Genomic DNA, 16,173 nt, shown 5'->3' with positions numbered 1-16,173 from the left:
CCGGACATCCCCCGGACGGCTGACGCCCGCGTGCTCCGGCACGGCGGTGACCGGCCCGGCCGACCCCGGCCTGTGCATTACCGCACACCCCGCACCCGCTCGGTTGCCGCCCGTCCCCATCTCGTTAGGCTGCGGCAAATGGCCTGTCTCATCTGATGACAGGCGTCAAACTGATTTTCCGAAGCTGGTGGCGGCGCGACGGCGCGCCGCGGAGACGGGACGGGACGCGCAAACGTGGACCTGTACGAGTACCAGGGGCGGGACCTGTTCGAGCGGCACGGCTTGCCCGTGCTCGCCGGCGGCGTCGCCACGACCCCGGAGGAGGCCCGCGCGATCGCCGAACGCCTCGGCGGCCGGGTGGTCGTCAAGGCGCAGGTGAAGGTCGGTGGCCGCGGCAAGGCCGGCGGCGTGAAGCTGGCCGAGGGCGCGGAGGAGACGGTGGCCCGGGCCACCGACATCCTCGGCATGGACATCAAGGGTCACACCGTCCACAAGGTCATGATCACCGTGACCGCGGACGTGGCCGAGGAGTACTACTTCTCTTATCTGCTCGACCGGGCGAACCGCACCTTCCTCTGCATCGCCAGCGTGGCCGGCGGTATGGACATCGAGCAGGTCGCGGCCGAGACCCCGGAGCGGGTCGTGAAGGCGCCGATCGACGCCAACACCGGCGTGGACGAGGCGAAGGTGCGCGAGATCGTCACCGCGGCCGGCTTCCCGGCCGAGGTCGCCGACCAGGTGGTCGAGGTCGCGGTCAAGCTGTGGCAGGCGTTCGTGGCCGAGGACGCCACGCTCGTCGAGGTGAACCCGCTGGCCACCACCAAGGACGGCAAACTGCTGCTCCTGGACGCCAAGGTCACCCTGGACGAGAACGCCGCGTTCCGGCACCCGGACCACGAGGCCCTGGTCGACCAGGCGTCGGTGGACCCGCTGGAGCAGGCCGCGAAGGCCAAGGACCTCAACTACGTCAAGCTCGACGGCGAGGTCGGCATCATCGGCAACGGCGCGGGCCTGGTCATGTCCACGCTCGACGTGGTCGCGTACGCGGGCGAGCGGCACGGCGGCGTCAAGCCGGCCAACTTCCTCGACATCGGCGGCGGCGCGAGCGCCGAGGTGATGGCGAACGGCCTGGAGATCGTCCTGTCCGACCCGTCGGTCAAGAGCGTCTTCGTGAACGTCTTCGGCGGCATCACCGCCTGTGACGCGGTCGCCAACGGCATCGTGCAGGCGCTGGCGCTGCTGGAGCAGCGCGGCGAGACGGCCACCAAGCCGCTCGTCGTCCGCCTCGACGGCAACAACGCCGAGGCCGGTCGGGCGATCCTCGACGGCGCGGCCAACCCGCTGATCCAGCGGGTCGACACCATGGACGGCGCGGCCGAGCGGGCCGCCGAGCTGGCAGCTGCGGGGGTCTGACAATGGCTATCTGGCTGACCAAGGACTCCAAGGTCATCGTGCAGGGGATGACCGGTTCCGAGGGTTCCAAGCACACCCGGCGGATGCTCGCCGCCGGCACCAACGTGGTCGGCGGCGTCAACCCGCGCAAGGCCGGCACCACTGTCGACTTCGACGGCACCGAGCTGCCCGTCTTCGCCTCCGTCGCGGACGCGATGAAGGAGACCGGCGCGGACGTCACCGTCATCTTCGTACCGCCGCAGTTCACCAAGGCCGCTGTGGTCGAGGCGATCGACGCCGGCATCGACCTGGCCGTGGTGATCACCGAGGGCGTGCCGGTGCACGACACCGCCGCGTTCTGGGCGTACAACAAGTCCAAGGGCGAGCGCACCCGGATCATCGGCCCGAACTGCCCGGGCATCGCCTCGCCGGGCGCGTCCAACGCCGGCATCATCCCGGCCGACATCACCGGCTCCGGCCGCATCGGCCTGGTCAGCAAGAGCGGCACGCTGACCTACCAGATGATGTACGAGCTGCGCGACATCGGCTTCTCCACCTGCGTCGGCATCGGCGGTGACCCGATCATCGGCACCACCCACATCGACGCCCTGGCCGCCTTCGAGGCGGACCCGGAGACCGACGCGATCGTCATGATCGGTGAGATCGGCGGCGACGCCGAGGAGCGGGCGGCCGAGTTCATCAAGGCCAACGTCACCAAGCCGGTGGTCGGCTACATCGCCGGCTTCACCGCCCCGCCCGGCAAGACCATGGGCCACGCCGGCGCGATCATCTCGGGCTCGGCGGGCACCGCCGACGCCAAGAAGGCGGCGCTGGAGGCGGTGGGCGTCAAGGTCGGCAAGACCCCGACCGAGACCGCCAACCTGATGCGGGAGATCATGTCCGGCCGCTGAGCGGTCGAGCGACGTGCCGAGGGGGCCGACCGGGGAACCGGTCGGCCCCCTCGCGTTCAGCGGTACCAGTACGGGTAGTACGAGTTGCCCCGGGCGCGCACGATGGCGCTGGCGACGATGTTGATCACACCGAACGCGATCGCCAGCCAGCCGAGCAGCTGCGACCTGCCGTTGCGCCGGGCGTCGCGGATCGACAGCGCCCCGAAGACGATGCCCAGGATCCCGCAGCAGAACAGGCCGAAGACGATGCCGAGGACGCCCCAGAGCGTGGTCCGGTCCCGGCCGGCGGCCGGTGGCGGCGGGGGCGGCGGGTACGGAGCGTGCACGGCTTCCTCCGAGCGGTCGGCGCCGCGACAGGAACGGTCGCGTCTGAGGCCGAGGCTAGACCGGATCACCGCCGTCGGACCGGGGTTCGGCGAACTCGCCACGCTGCCGACCGGGTATCGGACTGCCGTCCTCCGCGCGGCGTGCCAGAGTAGACACGATGTCACGCGTCACCCCTGACCAGCCCCGCCGTCCGGCCACCGGTCCCCCCGCCGGCGCCCGGCCGCCCGGCCGTGCCCGCCCGGCCGCCCGGGTGCCCGCGCCCCGATCGGGTGAGGAGCCCCGCAGCCGGGCCCCGCTGCCGGTCGCCGCCGGGGTGGCCGCGCTCTGGGCGGCGCTGACCTCCTGGCTGCCGGTCTCCGCCGTGCTGGGCCTCGCCCAGCTCAGCGAGGACGCCGGGTCGTTCGGCGGCGCGTTGCGCGCCGGCCTGGCCGGATGGCTGCTCGGGCACGGGGTGCCGTTGCAGACCACCGCCGGGTCGCTCGGCCTGGCGCCGCTCGCGCTCAGCGCGCTCGCCGTCTGGCGGCTCACCCGCGCCGGGGTGCACGTCACCCGGGCCGTCGGCGCGCGCGGGACCGGCTCGCCCCGCCAGGCGCTCACCGTCGCGGTCGCGGTCGGCATCGGGTACGCGCTGCTCGGCGCGCTCGCCGCGTTCGCTGTCGACGCGGGCGGCCTGCGGGTCTCCCCGCTCACCGCCGCGCTCACGTTCGCCGCGTTCGGCGTACCCGGCGCCCTGGCCGGCGCACTGCGCACCACCGGTGTGTGGGCGCTGCTGGCCGCGCGCTGCGCACCGGCACTGCGCGACGGTCTGCGCACCGGACTGGTGGCGGCGCTGCTGTTGTGCGGCGCGGGCGCCGGCGCGGCCGGACTGGCGGTGGCCACCGGTGGCGGCGACGCGGCCGACATGATCGGGGCGTACCGGACCGGGGTGGCCGGTCAGGCCGGCATCACCCTGGTCAGCCTCGCCTACGCGCCCAACGCCACCGCCTGGTCGGCAAGCTATCTGCTCGGTCCCGGGTTCGCTGTCGGCACCGACACCGCCGTCCGTACGAGTGAGGTCTCCGTCGGCGCGCTGCCGGCCGTACCGTTGCTGGCCGGCCTGCCGCGCGGCCCGATGGACGGGCTGGGTGGCGCGCTGCTGGCCGTGCCGGTGCTGGCCGCGATGGCGGCCGGCTGGCTGCTGGCCCGGCGGCTGCTGCGCGCTGCGGCCGAGGAACGGGCCGAGGTGGGCTGGCCGGCGCTGCTGCTGCCGGCCGCGCTCGCCGGACCGGTCACGGGCGCGCTGCTGGGGCTGTTCGCGGCGGCCTCCGGCGGGTCGCTCGGTGGTGGCCGGCTGGCCGAGATCGGGCCGTCGCCCTGGGCGGTGGCCGCGGTGGCCACGCTCGTGATCGGGGTGGGCGCGGTGCTCGGCGCCGCCGCCACCCGCACGCTGACCCGCACCCGCTGACGCGCCACCGCCGGGGCCGGTTGACGCGTCAGGGGCGCCCACCGGTCGGTGGACGCCCCTGGACAGCGGACGATCAGGGCTGGGCCGGCAGGCTGACGTTTGCGACGATGCCCAGGATGATCAGGATGACGCCCAGGCCGGCGCCGATTGCGCCGCAGATCAGACCGGTCTTGGCCTGACCGTCGTTGTTGGCTAGCCCCTGCGCGGCCTTCTGACGGCCCAGGTAGCCGGTGACGACAGCGGCGATACCCAGCGGGATGCCGAGGTAGAAGCAGCAGACCAGCGGGATCGAGGCGATACCGAGGATCATGGACACGAGGCCCAGCGTGTTGTTCGGGGTCTGACCCGCCCCGGCCGGGTAGCCCGCGCCCGGGTACTGCGGCGCGGCACCGTACGGCTGCTGCGGCTGCTGCTTCGCGTACGGGTCCTGGCCGTAGGCGGGCTGACCCGAGGTGGGCTGGCCGTACGGCTGGCCCGAGGTCGGCTGCTGGCCGTACTGCGGCTGCTGGCCGTACTGCGGCTGCTGCCCGTACTGCGGCTCCTGCCCGTACTGGGGCTGCTGGCCGTACTGCGGGGCCTGCGGCGGCTGGGCGTACGGGTCGTGCGGCTGGGCGTTCGGGTCCTGGTTCGGCTGCTGGCCGTACGGGTCCTGTCCGGGGTAACCGGGCTGCATGTCTGGGTGCTCCTCAGTTCGGGTTCGGGTTGTCGGTCAGTTCGTGCCGCTGTTGCCGGCGAGACCAGCGAGGCCGCCGAGGAGGCAACATCCCACCACGATGACGGCGATCCAGATCAGACCGACGATGAGGGCCCACTTGGACCACTTCTTGGACTCGGCGGCGGCGGCCTGCGCGCCCGCGTAGTCACCCTGCTGGATCAGCGGGTTGACCTTCGACGCGTTGATGATGGCCGGGATCGCGAGCGGCCAGAACAGGAAGATCGCGACGATGGACATCGTCATGTTGTTGTCGATCTGCTGCGGCTGCTGCGGGGGGTATCCGGGCTGCATGGGGAGTACTCCTCGGTCCGGCGGCACGCTGCGTGCCGGTTTCTTCGTGGGGGTGCGGGCCGGGCACGGGGCCGGACACCGGGCGACCGGCAGCCTACCGCGATCACGCCGCCCGGGAGGTCACCCGATGAGCCGCCGCCCCGCGGCCGGGCCGCCTGACCTGCCCGATAGGGTTGCCCGGTGACCGAGCCCGCGTCCGTCGCCCGCCTCGTCGTCCTCGTCTCCGGCTCCGGCAGCAACCTCCAGGCGCTGCTGGACGCCACCGCCGATCCCCGGTACGGCGCCCGGGTGGTGGCCGTCGGCGCCGACCGGGACGGGATCGCCGGCCTGGACCGGGCCGCCGCCGCTGGTGTGCCGTCCTTCGTCGAGCGCGTCAAGGACCACCCGACCCGCGCCGACTGGGACAAGGCGCTCACCGCGCAGGTCGCCGAGCACCGGCCCGACCTGGTCATCAGCGCCGGGTTCCTCAAGCTCGTCGGTCCGGAGTTCCTGGCCGCGTTCGGCGACCGCTACCTCAACACGCACAACACGCTGCTGCCGGCGTTCCCCGGCATCCACGGCCCCCGCGACGCGCTGGCGTACGGCGTCAAGGTCACCGGGGCCACCCTGTTCTTCGTCGACGCCGGCATGGACACCGGCCCCATCGTGGCCCAGGTCGCCGTGCCGGTGCACGACGACGACGACGAGGACACGCTCACCGAGCGCATCAAGTCCGCCGAGCGGCGCCAGCTCGTCGAGCAGGTCGGCCGCCTGGTCCGTGAAGGTTGGACGATCACCGGAAGAAAGGTCACCATCCCGTGAACGCCACTGAGGACGCCGGCCGCCGCCCGATCCGGCGCGCGCTCGTCAGCGTCTACGACAAGACCGGCCTGGCCGAGCTGGCCCGCGCCCTGCACGAGGCCGGTGTGGAGATCGTGTCGACCGGGAGCACCGCGTCGACGATCTCCGGCGCCGGGGTGCCGGTGACGCCGGTCGAGCAGGTCACCGGCTTCCCGGAGATCCTCGACGGGCGGGTCAAGACGCTGCACCCGAAGATCCACGGCGGCCTCCTCGCCGACCTGCGCAAGGACACGCACGCCGCGCAGCTCGACGAGCACGGCATCGCCGGCATCGACCTGCTGGTCTCCAACCTCTACCCGTTCCAGGCCACCGTCGCCTCCGGTGCCGACGCCGACGAGTGCGTGGAGCAGATCGACATCGGCGGTCCCGCGATGGTGCGGGCAGCGGCGAAGAACCACGCCTCGGTGGCGGTGGTGACCGACCCGGCCGCGTACCCGGCGGTGGTGGCCGCGCTCGCCGAGGGCGGCTTCACCCTGGCCCGGCGCCGGGCGCTGGCGGCCCGCGCGTTCGCCGACATCGCCGACTACGACGTCGCGGTGGCCGACTGGTTCGCCGGCACCGTGTCGCCGGCGCAGGACGGCTGGCCGGAGTTCGCCGGGCTGGCGCTGCGCCGCCAGGCGGTGCTGCGGTACGGCGAGAACCCGCACCAGGCGGCGGCGCTCTACACCGACCCGGGCGCCCCGGCCGGACTGGCCCAGGCCGAGCAGTTGCACGGCAAGGAGATGTCCTACAACAACTACGTCGACGCGGACGCCGCCTGGCGGGCCGCGAACGACTTCCCGGACCAGCCGGCGGTGGCGATCATCAAGCACGCCAACCCGTGCGGCATCGCGGTCGGCGCGGACGTCGCCGAGGCGCACCGCAAGGCGCACGCCTGCGACCCGGTCTCCGCCTTCGGCGGCGTGATCGCGGTGAACCGGCAGGTGAGCGTGGAGCTGGCCGGTCAGGTCGCGGAGATCTTCACCGAGGTGCTGGTGGCGCCGGGCTTCGACGAGGGCGCGCTGGAGGTGCTGCGGGCCAAGAAGAACATCCGCCTGCTGCGGGCGCCCGCGTTCGCCACCCGGCCGGCCGAGTGGCGGCAGGTCAGCGGCGGCGTGCTGGTGCAGATGCGGGACGCCGTCGACGCGCCCGGCGACGACCCGTCCGGGTGGACGCTCGCCACCGGCGACCCCGCCGACTCCGCGACGCTGCGCGACCTGGCGTTCGCCTGGCGGGCGGTACGCGCGGTCAAGAGCAACGCGATCCTGCTGGCGCGTGACGGCGCCACAGTCGGCGTGGGCATGGGCCAGGTCAACCGGGTGGACTCGGCGCGGCTCGCGGTCAGCCGGGCCGGTGACGAGCGGGCCCGCGGCTCGGTCTGCGCCTCGGACGCGTTCTTCCCGTTCGCCGACGGCCCGCAGATCCTCATCGACGCCGGGGTGCGGGCGATCGTCCAGCCCGGCGGCTCGATCCGGGACGAGGAGACCATCGCGGCCTGCAAGGCGGCCGGCGTGACCATGTACCTCACCGGCACCCGGCACTTCTTCCACTGACGCGTCCGGCGTCGGGTGCGTCAGTCGTCCACACGGCTGACGCACCCGGACGTCGTGGCGTTGCCCGCCGACGGAGGCGGTTGCTAGCGTGTGCGCGGCGACGACCGACCGTCTCCGCTGTCTGTGAGCCCGGCAGGTGTGCCATGCGCGTTCGCGACCGGTTGACCGCCGTCGTCGTCACGCTGGCGTTCGTCCTGGCCGGACTGGGAGTGGCCGCCGCGCCGGCAGCCACCGCACCGGCCACCGCGGTCGTCGAAGCGCTCGCCGCCTCCTCGGCGAGCGGAACGAGCCCGGTCGCGCTGCGTGTCGCGTACCCCGAAATCTCCTGGTCGGAGCTTGCCGCCGGGCCGGGCCGCGACCACGACGGCGGCCTCGGCTACGCCGACGGCCCGGACGACCTGGCCCCGGCCGCGCTCCCGCGCGTGGCCGGACCGGCCGTGCCGGAACCGGTCGTGCCCGCGCCCCGGCCGCCGGTCGTGCCGCTGCCGCCGCGCGGTCCGCTCGCCGCCCGCGCCCCGCCGGCCGCCTGAGCCGCACCGAACCCGCAGCCCGCACCGGGACGCCGCGCTCGCGCCGCACCGGAACCGCCGCGTCGACCCGGCGGTTCCGCCGCGAGCTGCCGTCCACCGGTACGGCGGCGCGCCTCACGCCGCCGGGTCCGCCTCGGGTTCGTCCCGGGTCCGCCTTCCGCACGCGTGCCCGCATCGAAGGCCCCGCCCCCTCTTCCTCCGGGGGACGGGGCCTTCGTCGTCACGCCTCGGTACGCACCTCGGCGAAGTGGCAGGCGCTGGGGTGCGGGTCCGCCGCGCGGGGCACCGCCGGCGGGTCCTGGGTCGCGCAGACCTCCTCGGCCTTCCAGCAGCGGGTCCGGAAGTGGCAGCCGGACGGCGGCTCGGCCGGGCTGGGCACGTCGCCGGTGAGCCGGATGATGGTCCGCCGGTCGCGGGCCTCCGGGTCGGGCACCGGCACCGCCGACAGCAGCGCCTGGGTGTACGGGTGGGTCGCGCGCTGGTAGATCTGCTCCTCGGTGCCGATCTCCACGATCCGGCCCAGGTACATCACCGCCACCCGGTCGGAGATGTGCCGCACCACCGACAGGTCGTGGGCGATGAAGATGTACGACAGCCCGAGCTCGTCCTGGAGCTGCTCCAGCAGGTTGATCACCTGGGCCTGGATGGACACGTCGAGGGCCGAAACCGGCTCGTCGCAGACGATGATCTCGGGCCGCAGCGCGAGTGCCCGGGCGATGCCGATGCGCTGCCGCTGGCCGCCGGAGAACTGGTGCGGGTAGCGGTTGACGTGCTCCGGGTTGAGCCCGACCACGTCCAGCAGCTCCTGCACCCGCTGCCGCCGGCTGCGCTTCGGGGCGACCTCCGGATGGATCTCGAACGGCTCGCCGATGATGTCGCCGACCGTCATCCGGGGGTTCAGCGAGGTGTACGGGTCCTGCATCACCATCTGCATGTTCCGGCGCAGCCGGCGCAGGTCCGCCCCCTTGGCCCGGAGCAGGTCGCGCCCCTCCAGCGTGACCCGCCCGGCGGTCGGCGTCTCCAGGCGCATGAGCAGCCGGGCCAGCGTGGACTTGCCGCAGCCGGACTCGCCCACCACGCCGAGCGTCTCGCCGCGCCGCAGCTCGAACGAGACGCCGTCGACGGCCTTGACCTGGCCGATGGTCTTCTTGAACAGCACGCCCTGGCTGATCGGGAAGTGCTTGACCAACTGGTCGACGGCGAGGATCGTCTCGCCGCGCACCTTTGCGGGTTCAGCCGTCGCGGTCATCGTGCACCTCCTGGGCGAAGTGGCACGCGCTGGTCCGCCCGTCGCCGAGCACCAGGTCGTGCGGCACCTCGTCCACACAGACCTGCTGGACGTACGGGCACCGGGGGTGGAACGGGCAGCCGGACGGGATCGCCATCAGGTTCGGCGGCAGCCCGCGGATGCTCGACAGCGCCTGGCCGCGCACGTCCAGGCGCGGGATCGACTCCAGCAACCCTTTCGTGTACGGGTGGGCCGGCGCCCGGTACAGCGCGTGCACGTCGGCGTGCTCGACGATCCGGCCCGCGTACATGACCGCGATCCGGTCCGCCACACCGGCGACCACGCCCAGGTCGTGGGTGATCAGGACGAGCGCCATGCCGAGGTCGCGGCGCAGGTCGGCCAGCAGGTCCATGATCTGGGCCTGCACCGTGACGTCCAGCGCGGTGGTGGGCTCGTCGGCGATCAGCACCTTGGGGTCCAGCGCCAGCGCCATGGCGATCATGACGCGTTGCCGCATGCCGCCGGAGAACTGGTGCGGGTAGTCGCCGAGCCGCTTCGCCGCGGCCGGGATCCGGACCAGGTCCATCAGCTCGACGGTGCGCCTACGCGCGTCGGCGCGCGACATCCCGGCCCGCTCGCGCAGCGACTCGCCGATCTGCCAGCCCACCGGGAAGACCGGGTTCAACGCCGACAGCGCGTCCTGGAAGATCATCGCGATCTCGGCGCCGCGGATCTGCCGGCGTTCCTCCTCCGGCCGGGTGAGCAGGTCCCGCCCCTGGTAGAGGATCTGCCCGGCGCGCACGTACGCGGGCGGGGTGTCCAGGATGCCCATGATCGCCTGGGCCGTGACGGACTTGCCGGAGCCGGACTCGCCCAGCACCGCGAGCGTCTCACCGGCGTCCAGGTGGTACGTCACCCCGTTGATCACCCGGGCCACGCCCTCGCGGGTGCGGAACTCGACGTGCAGGTCCCGCACCTCCAGCAGGTGCCCGCCGGGCGGGGTGGGTGAGGCCGGCGTGGGCCGGACCGACGACTGGGCCATGAGAAGTCACCGGAGCTTCGGGTCGAAGGCGTCGCGGATCGCGTCGCCGAGCATGATGAAGGCGAGCACGGTCAGGGCGAGGAACGTCGACGGCACGATCAGCGGCGTCGCCGACTCCCGCATGTGCACCCGGCCGGCGTCGATGTCGATGCCCCAGGAGATGGTCGGCGCCTTCAGGCCGATGCCGAGGAAGCTCAGCGTCGCCTCGGCCGCGATGAACGATCCGAGCGCGATGGTGAGCACCACGATGGCGGGGGCGAGCGCGTTCGGCAGGATGTGCCGCCACATGATCCGGCCGTTGCCGGCCCCGAGCATCCGGGCGGCCGCCACGTAGTCCTGCTCCCGGGCGGTGATCACCGAGGAGCGGACGACGCGAGCCGCCGTGGTCCAGCCGAGCAGCGCCAGCACGAGGATCACCGCGAACAGCCGTACCGTGTCGCCGCTGGTGCTGACGCGCTTGAGCAGCACGATCGCGGCCAGCAGCAGGGGGATGCCGAGCACGATGTCGATCACCCGGGAGAGCACCGCGTCGACCCATCCGCCGAAGTAGCCGGCGAGCATCCCGACGACGAGCGCGATCACACCGGTGATCAGTGCGGAGAACGCACCGACGAGCAGCGAGGCGCGGGCGCCGTGGACCGCGCGGGCGAACGTGTCGCAGCCCTGGAAGTCGTACCCGAAGATGGCCCCGCCGGACGGCCCGGCGTGCTGCCGGGACAGCACGCAGTCGCGCGGGTCGTTGGCGGCGAACAGCCCGGGTGCGACCGCCATCGCGGCGACCAGCACCACCAGGAGCAGGCTGATCCAGAAGACCGGGTTGCGGCGCAGGTCCCGCCAGGCGTCACCGGCCAGGCTGCGGGCCCGGCCCGGCCGCCCGGCCCGGCCGGGCGTGCCCGGTTCGCCGGAGACGCCGCGCCGCGCGGCCTGGTTCTCGGTGGCCGCCACCGTCTCGAAGTCGCTCACGGCCGCACCTCGCTGCGCTCACTCATAGCGGATCCTCGGGTCGAGGACGGCGTAGAGCACGTCCACCACCAGGTTGGACAGCAGGTAGACCACGACGAGCACGCTGACGATGCCGACCACCAGCGGGCCGTCCTCGGTGCGGATGCCGCGGAACAGGTTGAAGCCGACGCCCGGGACGTTGAACACGCCCTCGGTGATGATCGCGCCGCCCATCAGGTTGCCCAGCTCGACGCCGAGGAAGGTGACCACCGGGATGAGCGAGTTGCGCAGCACGTGCACGGCGACGATCCGGCGTCGCCGCAGGCCCTTGGAGCGGGCGGTCCGGACGTAGTCGGCGCGCAGGTTCTCGGTCACCGAGGTACGGGTCAGCCGCAGCGCGGTGGCCAGCGACAGCGAGCCGAGCACGATGCCGGGCAGCAGCAGCGCGTAGGAGGAGGGCTGGGCGCCGGCGGTGGGCGGGAAGACCGGCCACCGGACGCCGAGGAAGTACTGGGCCAGCGGGGCCAGCACGATCGTCGGGATGCCGAGCACCAGCAGCGTGAGCACGAGCGTGGCGTGGTCGAACACGCCGGAGCGGCGGATCGCAGCGATCACGCCCGCGGTGACCCCGAAGAGGATCGTGACCGCCATCGCGATCACTGCCAGCTTGAGGGTGACCGGCCAGGCGGCGGCGAGGATGTCGCTGATCTGCCGCCCGGTCAGCGACTGCCCGAGGTCACCCCGGACCAGGCCGCCCAGGTAGTCGAAGTAGCGGTAGAAGAAGCCGCCGACGCCTGTCGCGTCCAGGTGGTACTTCTCGGTCAGATAGGCCCGCTGCGCGGCGGTCACCGGCCGCTCCCCGGCGAGGGCCTGGATCGGGTCGCCCTGCCCGGCGAACATCAGCGCGTAGACGATCAGAGTGGTCCCGAAGAAGGCGAGGACCATCTGGAGCAGTCGCCGCAGGATGAACCGGAGCATGCTGGCAAGTCTGCCGAAACCGGGCTAAATGCGTGCCAATGCGAGGGCCGGGCCACCCGTGGGGGTGGCCCGGCCCGTCAGCAGGGTGTCAGACGCGCTCGATCTTCAGCAGGTCCACCCGGTCGAAGAGGTCCACGTGGACGTTCTTGACCTTGGTCGAGTGGCCGAAGTTGTTCTGCCCGTACCGCAGCGGGATCACCGGCATGTCCTGCGCGAGCAGGTCCTCCGCCGCCTGGTACTTCTTGATCGCCTCGTCCTCGGTCGCCGCCCGGGCGCCCTCGGCGAGCAGCTTGTCGAACTCCGGGTTGCTGTAGCCGTAGTAGTTCGACGAACCGGCGCTGCTGTACAGCGGGCCGAGGTAGTTCTCCATGGACGGGTAGTCCATCACCCAGCCCATCCGGAACAGGCCGACCGGCTGCTTGTTCTTGAGCTTGGTCAGCAGGTCCGCGAACTTCGGCTCGGCGGTGCCGACGCAGTCCACGCCCAGGTTGGCCTTGAGCTGGTTGCAGGTGGCGTCGATCCAGTCCTTGTGGCCGCCGTCGCCGTTGTAGGACAGCTCGATCCTCTTCGGGCCGCCCGCGGCCTCGTACGCGGCCTTGGCCTTGACCGGGTCGAACGCGCCGGCCGTGCCGATCGTGTTCTCCCGGTAGCCGGCCACCACCGGCGAGACGAACGAGCGAGCCGGCTGCTGCGAGTCCTTGAAGATCGACTTCGTGATCTCGTCCCGGTCGATCGCCATCGAGATCGCCTTGCGCACCTCGGGCTTGCTGAACTCCTCCTGGAACGTCGGGAAGGCCAGCACCTGCAGCGACGAGGCCGGGCTCTGCTGGAAGCGGTCGCCCAGGTCGGTCGCGGCGGTCGACAGGTTCTCGGTCGGGATCGTCTTGATCACGTCGAGGTTGTCCGACAGCACGTCCGCGTACGCGGCGGTCGGCTGCTGGTAGATGCGGAACTCGACGCCGCCGACCTTGGGCTGCTGGCCCGGGAACGCGTCGTAGCGCTCCACCTCGACCTTGGCGTCGTGCTGCCAGTTGCCCTTCATCTTGAACGGACCCTGGCCGATCGGCGCCTGCTCGTAGCCCTCGGCCAGCACGCCCGGCGCGGAGAAGGCCGCCTTGGGCAGCGGGTAGAAGGCGGTGTAGCCGAGCATGGACTTGAAGTCCACGTACGGCTGGCTGAGCGTCACGGTGAAGGTCAGGTCGTCGACCTTCTTCAGGCCGCTCATCGTCGTCGCCTTCGGACTCTCGCCCTGGAGGTCGTCGTAGCCGGCCACCTTCTCGAAGAAGTAGCTGGAGTTCTGGCCGTTCGGCGCGTACGCGCCGTAGTTCCAGGCGTCGATGTAGCTGTCGGCGGTGACCTTCTCGCCGTTGTGGAACGTGTAGCCGGGCTTCAGCTTGATCGTCCAGACCTTGTTGTCGGACGTCGTCACCGAGTCGGCCGCCACCTCGTGCGGCTTGTTCGCCTCGTCGTAGTCGACGAGCGGGCTGAACAGGGCCGACAGGACCTGGGAGCCGCTCGTCTCGTTGGTGTTTGTGGGCACGAGGTGCTGCGGCTCGGCGATCTCGATCCGCACGGCCGCGTCGGAGTCGCCGGCACCGCCGCCGCCACCGCCCGAGCCGCAGGCCGTCAGGCCCAGTGTCACCGCGAGCGGGAGCGCGGCCCAGGCCGCGAGCCTACGAACACGCATGGAGTCTCCTCATCTCCTCACACTGCGCGGTCGTCCCGACGCTGGGTGACTCTGCGCAACGAGCGGTAACGGTAGGTCGCGCTCCGGCTCATCGACAACTGCTGCGTGGTCAATTGATGACGCATCGTGTTCGGCGAACCTTGCCGCCGTCCGACCCGCCTGCTACCTACCGCCCTGAACTGGGCTCTCGTTCGTCTGTGAAGGGTCTGGTCAGGTGCTGTCGGAGGGGTCTGGGATGCTCGTTCCGCCTGTCCGGTACCTGCCCGCCAGGGTGCTGCAGGGTTGCCGTGTCGCAGTGAGCAGTCACTCTCCGTGACTTACGCCACGTTGCGCAGCGTGATCGTCGGCCGTCGTCGTCCGGGCCCGCCCGCAGCCGTGAGACGATCACGACGTGACGGCGACGATCCTGGACGGCAAGGCCACCGCGGCGGAGATCAAGGACGAGCTACGAGCCCGGGTCAAGGCGCTCGCGGAACGCGGCATCACCCCCGGCCTCGGCACGGTGCTGGTCGGGGAGGACCCCGGTTCCCAGGCGTACGTCAACGGAAAGCACCGCGACTGCGCCGAGGTCGGCATCGCCTCGCTGCGGGTCACGCTGCCGGCCGACGCCACCCAGGAGCAGCTCGACGCGGCGCTCGCCGAGCTGAACGCCGACCCGGCCTGCCACGGCTACATCGTCCAGCTCCCGCTCCCCGGGCACCTCGACACCCAGCGCGCGCTGGAGTCGATCGACCCGGACAAGGACGCCGACGGGCTGCACCCGGTCAACCTGGGCCGGCTCGTCCTCGGGTACGACGCGCCGCTGCCCTGCACCCCGCGCGGCATCGTGGAACTGCTGCGCCGGCACGACGTGCCGCTGCGCGGCGCGAACGTGGCTGTGGTCGGCCGGGGCAACACTGTCGGCCGCCCGCTGGGCCTGCTGCTGACCCGGCGCAGCGAGAACGCCACAGTGACGCTCTGCCACACCGGCACGCTCGACCTGGCCGCGCACACCCGCGCCGCCGACGTCGTGATCGTCGCCGCCGGCGTGCCGGGCCTGCTCACCGCCGACATGGTGACCCCGGGCGCGACAGTCGTGGACGTCGGCATCACGCGGGTGATCGGCGAGGACGGCAAGGGCCGCTACACCGGCGACGTGGACCCGGAGGTGGCCGAGGTCGCCGGCAAGGTGGTGCCGATGCCCGGCGGCGTCGGCCCGATGACCCGGGCGATGCTGCTGACGAACGTGGTCGAACGGGCCGAGCGGGTGGCCTGACACCCAGCCAGGTCATAACCGTCCGCCCCTGGCCCGATCGGTGCCAGGATGGCTGATACGGTCCGGAAAACCGACTGGTATCAGGGAGTGGGACGACCATGGGTAAGAAGGTCACTGTCGTCGGCGCCGGATTCTACGGCTCCACCACCGCACAGCGCCTGGCCGAGTACGACGTCTTCGACACCGTCGTCATCACCGACATCGTGGAGGGCAAGCCGGCGGGTCTCGCGCTGGACCTCAACCAGTCCCGCGGGGTCGAGGGCTTCGAGACCAAGGTCGTGGGCGTCACCACCGGCCCGAACGGCGAGGGCTACGACGCCATCGAGGGCTCGGACGTCGTCGTCATCACCGCCGGCCTGCCGCGCAAGCCGGGCATGAGCCGGATGGACCTGCTGGAGACCAACGCCAAGATCGTCCGGCAGGTCTCCGAGAACGTCGCCAAGTACGCCCCGAACGCCGTCGTCATCGTGGTGTCGAACCCGCTCGACGAGATGACCGCGCTGGCCCAGCTCGCCACCCAGTTCCCCAAGAACCGGGTGCTCGGCCAGGCGGGCATGCTGGACACCGCCCGCTTCACCAACTTCGTCGCCGAGGCGCTGAGCGTACCGGTGAAGTCGGTACGGACCCTGACGCTCGGCTCGCACGGCGACACGATGGTCCCGGTGCCGTCGAAGAGCACCGTGAACGGCAAGCCGCTGCGTGACGTCATGCCGGCCGAGCAGATCGAGGATCTGGTCGTCAAGACCCGCAACGGTGGCGCCGAGGTCGTCGCGCTGCTCAAGACCGGTTCCGCGTACTACGCCCCGTCCGCCGCCGCGGCCCGGATGGCGAAGGCCGTGGCCGAGGACTCCGGCGACGTCATGCCGGTCTGCGCCTGGGTCGACGGCGAGTACGGCATCTCCGGCGTCTACCTGGGCGTCGAGGCCGAGATCGGCGCCGAGGGCGTGAAGCGGGTCGTCGAGACCGACCTGGACGCCGACGAGCTGGCCGCGCTCAAGGAGGCCGCCGAGGCCGTCCGCGCCAAGCAGGGCGACGTCGCCAGCATGTGACGCCCGCGCC

At 72.1% G+C, this 16,173-nt stretch carries 16 protein-coding genes; 8 read left to right on the top strand and 8 right to left on the bottom strand.

The window, feature by feature from the left end; all coding sequences use genetic code 11:
* Positions 1-234: 234 nt before the first annotated feature.
* Both sucC and sucD read left to right on the top strand, forming a co-directional pair.
* On the top strand, positions 235-1,413 hold the full coding sequence (sucC, locus tag Q3W68_RS11135) for an ADP-forming succinate--CoA ligase subunit beta (protein ID WP_302905353.1): 1,179 nt from the start codon (positions 235-237) through the stop codon (positions 1,411-1,413).
* A 2-nt stretch (positions 1,414-1,415) separates the two neighbouring features.
* Positions 1,416-2,303, top strand: coding sequence for a succinate--CoA ligase subunit alpha (gene sucD / locus Q3W68_RS11130; RefSeq protein ID WP_121683015.1), 888 nt, complete (start codon positions 1,416-1,418; stop codon positions 2,301-2,303).
* 56 nt (positions 2,304-2,359) lie between these two features.
* Here the strand turns inward: sucD and Q3W68_RS11125 are convergent, their stop codons facing one another.
* Entirely contained in the window at positions 2,360-2,629 is a 270-nt protein-coding gene (locus tag Q3W68_RS11125) for a DUF4190 domain-containing protein (protein WP_302905352.1), read from the bottom strand.
* 158 nt (positions 2,630-2,787) lie between these two features.
* On the opposite strand from Q3W68_RS11125, the gene Q3W68_RS11120 reads away from it, so the two are divergent.
* Entirely contained in the window at positions 2,788-4,074 is a 1,287-nt protein-coding gene (locus Q3W68_RS11120; RefSeq protein ID WP_302905351.1) for a DUF6350 family protein, read from the top strand.
* Positions 4,075-4,147: 73 nt separating this feature from the next.
* Here Q3W68_RS11120 and Q3W68_RS11115 read toward each other — a convergent pair whose 3' ends face one another.
* Positions 4,148-4,747, bottom strand: coding sequence for a DUF4190 domain-containing protein (locus Q3W68_RS11115; RefSeq protein ID WP_302905350.1), 600 nt, complete (start codon positions 4,745-4,747; stop codon positions 4,148-4,150).
* 36 nt (positions 4,748-4,783) lie between these two features.
* Positions 4,784-5,080 (bottom strand): CD225/dispanin family protein, encoded by a 297-nt coding sequence (locus Q3W68_RS11110; RefSeq protein ID WP_121683018.1) that lies wholly within the window; start codon positions 5,078-5,080, stop codon positions 4,784-4,786.
* Between the two features lie 180 nt (positions 5,081-5,260).
* On the opposite strand from Q3W68_RS11110, the gene purN reads away from it, so the two are divergent.
* From purN to Q3W68_RS11095, 3 genes are all read left to right on the top strand, one after another.
* On the top strand, positions 5,261-5,881 hold the full coding sequence (gene purN / locus Q3W68_RS11105; protein ID WP_302905349.1) for a phosphoribosylglycinamide formyltransferase: 621 nt from the start codon (positions 5,261-5,263) through the stop codon (positions 5,879-5,881).
* Positions 5,878-7,452 carry a bifunctional phosphoribosylaminoimidazolecarboxamide formyltransferase/IMP cyclohydrolase gene (gene purH / locus Q3W68_RS11100; protein WP_302905348.1) on the top strand — a complete coding sequence of 525 codons (1,575 nt, stop codon included), beginning with the start codon at positions 5,878-5,880 and terminating at the stop codon, positions 7,450-7,452. Before purN ends, purH begins: the two co-directional genes overlap by 4 nt.
* Positions 7,453-7,595: 143 nt before the next feature.
* On the top strand, positions 7,596-7,982 hold the full coding sequence (locus tag Q3W68_RS11095; RefSeq protein ID WP_302905347.1) for a hypothetical protein: 387 nt from the start codon (positions 7,596-7,598) through the stop codon (positions 7,980-7,982).
* A 220-nt stretch (positions 7,983-8,202) separates the two neighbouring features.
* On the opposite strand, the gene Q3W68_RS11090 is transcribed toward Q3W68_RS11095, so the two are convergent.
* The 5 genes from Q3W68_RS11090 to Q3W68_RS11070 form a co-directional block, all read right to left on the bottom strand.
* Entirely contained in the window at positions 8,203-9,231 is a 1,029-nt protein-coding gene (locus Q3W68_RS11090; RefSeq protein ID WP_302905346.1) for an ABC transporter ATP-binding protein, read from the bottom strand.
* Complete coding sequence (locus Q3W68_RS11085; protein ID WP_302905345.1) at positions 9,215-10,252, bottom strand: ABC transporter ATP-binding protein; 1,038 nt, start codon at positions 10,250-10,252, stop codon at positions 9,215-9,217. The genes Q3W68_RS11090 and Q3W68_RS11085 overlap by 17 nt, the downstream gene beginning before the upstream one ends.
* 6 nt (positions 10,253-10,258) lie before the next feature.
* Positions 10,259-11,215 (bottom strand): ABC transporter permease, encoded by a 957-nt coding sequence (locus Q3W68_RS11080; protein WP_302905344.1) that lies wholly within the window; start codon positions 11,213-11,215, stop codon positions 10,259-10,261.
* An 18-nt stretch (positions 11,216-11,233) separates the two neighbouring features.
* A complete protein-coding gene (locus Q3W68_RS11075; RefSeq protein ID WP_302905343.1) occupies positions 11,234-12,172 on the bottom strand; it encodes an ABC transporter permease in 939 nt (312 codons plus the stop codon).
* A gap of 88 nt (positions 12,173-12,260) precedes the next feature.
* The gene (locus Q3W68_RS11070; protein ID WP_302905342.1) at positions 12,261-13,859 is read right to left on the bottom strand and encodes an ABC transporter substrate-binding protein; all 1,599 of its coding nucleotides are present in this window, start codon (positions 13,857-13,859) and stop codon (positions 12,261-12,263) included.
* Between the two features lie 391 nt (positions 13,860-14,250).
* Here Q3W68_RS11070 and Q3W68_RS11065 point away from each other — a divergent pair, with 391 nt between their 5' ends.
* Positions 14,251-15,114 carry a bifunctional methylenetetrahydrofolate dehydrogenase/methenyltetrahydrofolate cyclohydrolase gene (locus Q3W68_RS11065; protein WP_302905341.1) on the top strand — a complete coding sequence of 288 codons (864 nt, stop codon included), beginning with the start codon at positions 14,251-14,253 and terminating at the stop codon, positions 15,112-15,114.
* Positions 15,115-15,212: 98 nt separating this feature from the next.
* Entirely contained in the window at positions 15,213-16,163 is a 951-nt protein-coding gene (locus Q3W68_RS11060) for a malate dehydrogenase (RefSeq protein ID WP_302905340.1), read from the top strand.
* Positions 16,164-16,173 lie beyond the last annotated feature (10 nt).

Source organism: Micromonospora sp. C28ISP2-4 (genome assembly GCF_030519385.1).
GTDB lineage: Bacteria > Actinomycetota > Actinomycetes > Mycobacteriales > Micromonosporaceae > Micromonospora > Micromonospora tulbaghiae.
This window is presented reverse-complemented; position numbering and strand designations above follow the sequence as displayed.